The 3,219-nt window shown below is 65.3% G+C and carries 4 protein-coding genes; 2 read left to right on the plus strand and 2 right to left on the minus strand.

Annotated features, from left to right (window positions below):
* Positions 1–36: 36 nt before the first annotated feature.
* On the minus strand, positions 37–462 hold the full coding sequence (locus FE811_RS26235; protein ID WP_140849431.1) for a CopG family transcriptional regulator: 426 nt from the start codon (positions 460–462) through the stop codon (positions 37–39).
* Positions 463–905: 443 nt separating this feature from the next.
* The gene (locus FE811_RS26240) at positions 906–1,595 is read right to left on the minus strand and encodes a TetR/AcrR family transcriptional regulator (RefSeq protein WP_072464382.1); all 690 of its coding nucleotides are present in this window, start codon (positions 1,593–1,595) and stop codon (positions 906–908) included.
* A 103-nt stretch (positions 1,596–1,698) separates the two neighbouring features.
* On the opposite strand from FE811_RS26240, the gene FE811_RS26245 reads away from it, so the two are divergent.
* Complete coding sequence (locus tag FE811_RS26245; protein WP_052096344.1) at positions 1,699–2,064, plus strand: ethanolamine utilization protein EutQ; 366 nt, start codon at positions 1,699–1,701, stop codon at positions 2,062–2,064.
* A partial coding sequence (locus FE811_RS26250) for an FAD-binding oxidoreductase (RefSeq protein ID WP_140849433.1) occupies positions 2,061–3,219 on the plus strand: 1,159 nt, incomplete at its 3' end. The genes FE811_RS26245 and FE811_RS26250, both read left to right, overlap by 4 nt.

Raw genomic sequence — 3,219 nt, forward strand, 5'->3', positions numbered from 1 at the left:
TATCTCAAGGCGAACTTCTCATCCGAGCGGTAAGGGCTACGGCGCTTTCTCCACCTCCTCCGCAACCTCCTGCCTGAGTTTCGGCCCCTCCACCAGTCGGCGCCCGAGCGTAGTGACGAAAGCGTCGTAGCGCTTGGCGGCGCTGGCGCGGGCGGCCTGCTGGGCCGGCTCGGGCAGGGGCGGGCTGGTGGTGAGCCAGAAGCGGATGAAGACTGCGAGCGTCTCGACGGCGATGCCGAGATCGCGCTCCAGCCGGGTCAGGCGGCGGTCCATCTGGTCGAGGCGGCGGATCAGCGCCGCCTCCTGGCGCTCGGCGGCGTCGGGGGACAGGAAGGAGGCGATCCCGGCCTCGGCGATCAGCGACAGGGACTGGTTGCGCCGCGCGGCATGGGCGGCCAGGGCCTGCATGATGTCCGGCTCCAGATAAACCGAGAGGCGCTTCTTGCGGGGTGATTTCGCCATGACGCCCTCCTAGAGTTCGATCCCGTCGCCTTTGTCCATGGAGGCCTGTCGGGCGACGCTCAGCATCCTGCGGGTCATGCGGCTGCTGCGGGCGATGTCCTTATCCGTGTCCTCGGCGGGCTCGCCGAAATCGAATTCGTTCTCGATCGGCTGCTGGTGCTCGACGGTCTGGCTCGTTGGGGGTTCAGCCTATGCCGCGGTCTGCCGATGCAGCCAGCGGCGCTTTTCGATGGTCCTGGTGTTGATCTCCTTTCGCCGTTTGAGAAGGGTTTCGGGAACACCCATCTGCTCGTCCAGCCTGTCTTGGTGGCCGACGGCTTCGTGGAAATTCTTATAATAGGCGAAGACGTGGCGGGAATCCAAAGGCGGTCAGGTTGGCGATCCCGGCGGTCAGGAGGGGCGGCTGATGGCCTGAACCGAGCCAAGCGCATGCATCGGCTTGATCAACGAGCAGGTATGCGCTCGTCGCCCCACAGCTCTTTTCGCGCGATGACCTTCTGGCGAAAATCGGCCTCTGCCTGCGGGTCCAGCTTTTCGTCGGTATAGGTCTCGAAATAGGTGGCGACATAGGACAGCCGGACCGACAGGGGCTCTCGCACGTTCAGCGCGTAATATCCCATCTGCGTATAATAGAAGTTGCGCGCCCGGATGATCGCCTGGCGTTCGGCAAAGCCATGGGCCGCGAACATGGCGATCAGCGCGTCCATCCGCTGCTGGTCCGATTGCGCGATGACCGCCTGAAGCGCGGCATCGCCCCGCGCCCAGTCGCGCACGGCGAAGTCGAGCCGCGGATCGAACAGTTCGGGATCCAACCAGCAGATGAACAGGGCCAGGATGCGGTCCTGAAGCGTGCCCGGCGCAGTCGCGGCCTGAATGACGCTGGCCGTGTTGGACTGCTGCCACACGTCCAGCATGGCCTCCAGCAATTCGTTGCGGTCGGCAAAGTGCCAGTAGAAGCTGCCGCGCGTCACCCCCAGCAGATCCGCAAGCCGGGTGATCCTGACCGCGTCGATGCCGTTCTCGATCAGCATTTCCAGGGCTTTTTCCAGCCAGTCCGCGCGTGTCAGCCGGGGCTGGGCATGATCCTCCTCGGCTTCCTTGCTGACACGCTCTATCAGCTGGCGCTTTTTCATTGACTGCTCCATACACGTCTGTATCTTCCAATACACCACTGTATGGCGTTGGACGATTCCTTTCTGCACCAGAACAGATGGCATGACCGGGGGGAAGAGAAAGATGACGAATGCCGACAAGGCGCCGGCGCGCCTGAACCGCTTTTCCGACCTGCGTTTCCAGCCGCGTTTCGCCTATCCCGCGATGGCCGAGGTCGTGGAGGTCGCCGGCCTTGCGGATCGCAGCGAGCTTGCGGGCGGCTTCGCGAGGTTCCGGGATGCGGACATTCCCTGGCAGGTCAAATACGACGAGCTGATCCTGGTCATCTCGGGGACATTCGCGGTCGAAACGCCGCAAGGCCGGCTCGAGGCCGGGCCCATGGACACGATCTGGCTGCCCGCCGGCACCGAGGTGCGCTATGTCTCGGAGGATGCGCTGGTGTTCTACAGCCTCCAGCCTGCAAGCTGGGCCACAGAGGCGGCTGCATGACGCGGATCTCGCTGCTTCCCAAGGACGACCGCACCAATGGCTGGTCCGCGCTTTTGCCGCTGCGCCAACCCAGGCCGTCGCTGTCCAAAGACATCACCGCCGATGTCGTGGTGATCGGCGCGGGCTATGCCGGGTTGGGTGCGGCGCGCCGTCTGGCCGAGTTGCGCCCCCATGCGAAGATCGTGGTGTTCGACGCGCAGCAGCTGGGCGAAGGGGCCTCCGGCCGCAATTCGGGCTTTGCCATCGACCTGCCGCATAATGTCGGCTCGTCGCTCGAGGAACTGGCCAAGGGCCGGGCCTATCTGCGCCTTGCCCGCGCGGGGATCGCCTCGCTGCGCGAATGCGTGCAGCGCCACGGCATCGACTGCGACTGGAGCGAGGACGGCAAATACCATACCGCCAGTTCGGAGCGCGGCGCCGAGCAGATCCTGCGGCCCACGGTCGAGGAGTTGAAGCGGCTGGGCGAGCCTTACGAATGGCTGGATGCCGGGGAAACCGCCCGGCGCCTGGGCACGCGGCACTTCGCGGCCTCGGTCTATACGCCCGGCACGGTGCTTCTGAACCCGGCGGCACTGAACCGGGGGCTGGGCGACACCCTGCCGGAAAACGTCACGCTTTACGAGAATTGCCCGGTGCTGGAGGCGGATTTCGGCCCGACGATCACGCTTCGGACCGCGCATGGCTCGGTCCGGGCGCCCAAGGCCATCCTGGCGGTGAACGGCCTGGCCATGCGCTTCGGCTTCTGGAGGGGCAGGCTGCTGAACTTTGCGGCGCATGCGAGCCTCTCGCGTCGTTTGACGCAAGCCGAGCAGGCGGCCTTCGGCAATATCGCACCCTGGGGCTCGACCCCGGCCAATGCCTTTGCCGGCATCACCATGCGCTATACCAACGATCGCCGCATCCTGATCCGGCAGAACATCCATTTCTGCCCCGGCCTGCGCCAGTCCGACGAACGCCGGCTGAAGATCCGGGCCGAGCACCAGCGCCTGTTCGACGAACGCTTCCCGATGCTGCGGGGCGTCACCATGGAGCATACCTGGACCGGCTATATCTGCCTGTCGCGCAACGGCGCGCCGGGCTTCGGACAGGTCGCCCCGAACGTCTGGAGCGCAGTCTGCCAGAACGCCGTCGGTGTCAACGGCGGAGTAAAACCCG

The sequence above is a fragment of the Paracoccus sp. FO-3 genome, assembly GCF_006386455.1.
GTDB classification, from domain to species: Bacteria; Pseudomonadota; Alphaproteobacteria; order Rhodobacterales; family Rhodobacteraceae; genus Paracoccus; species Paracoccus versutus.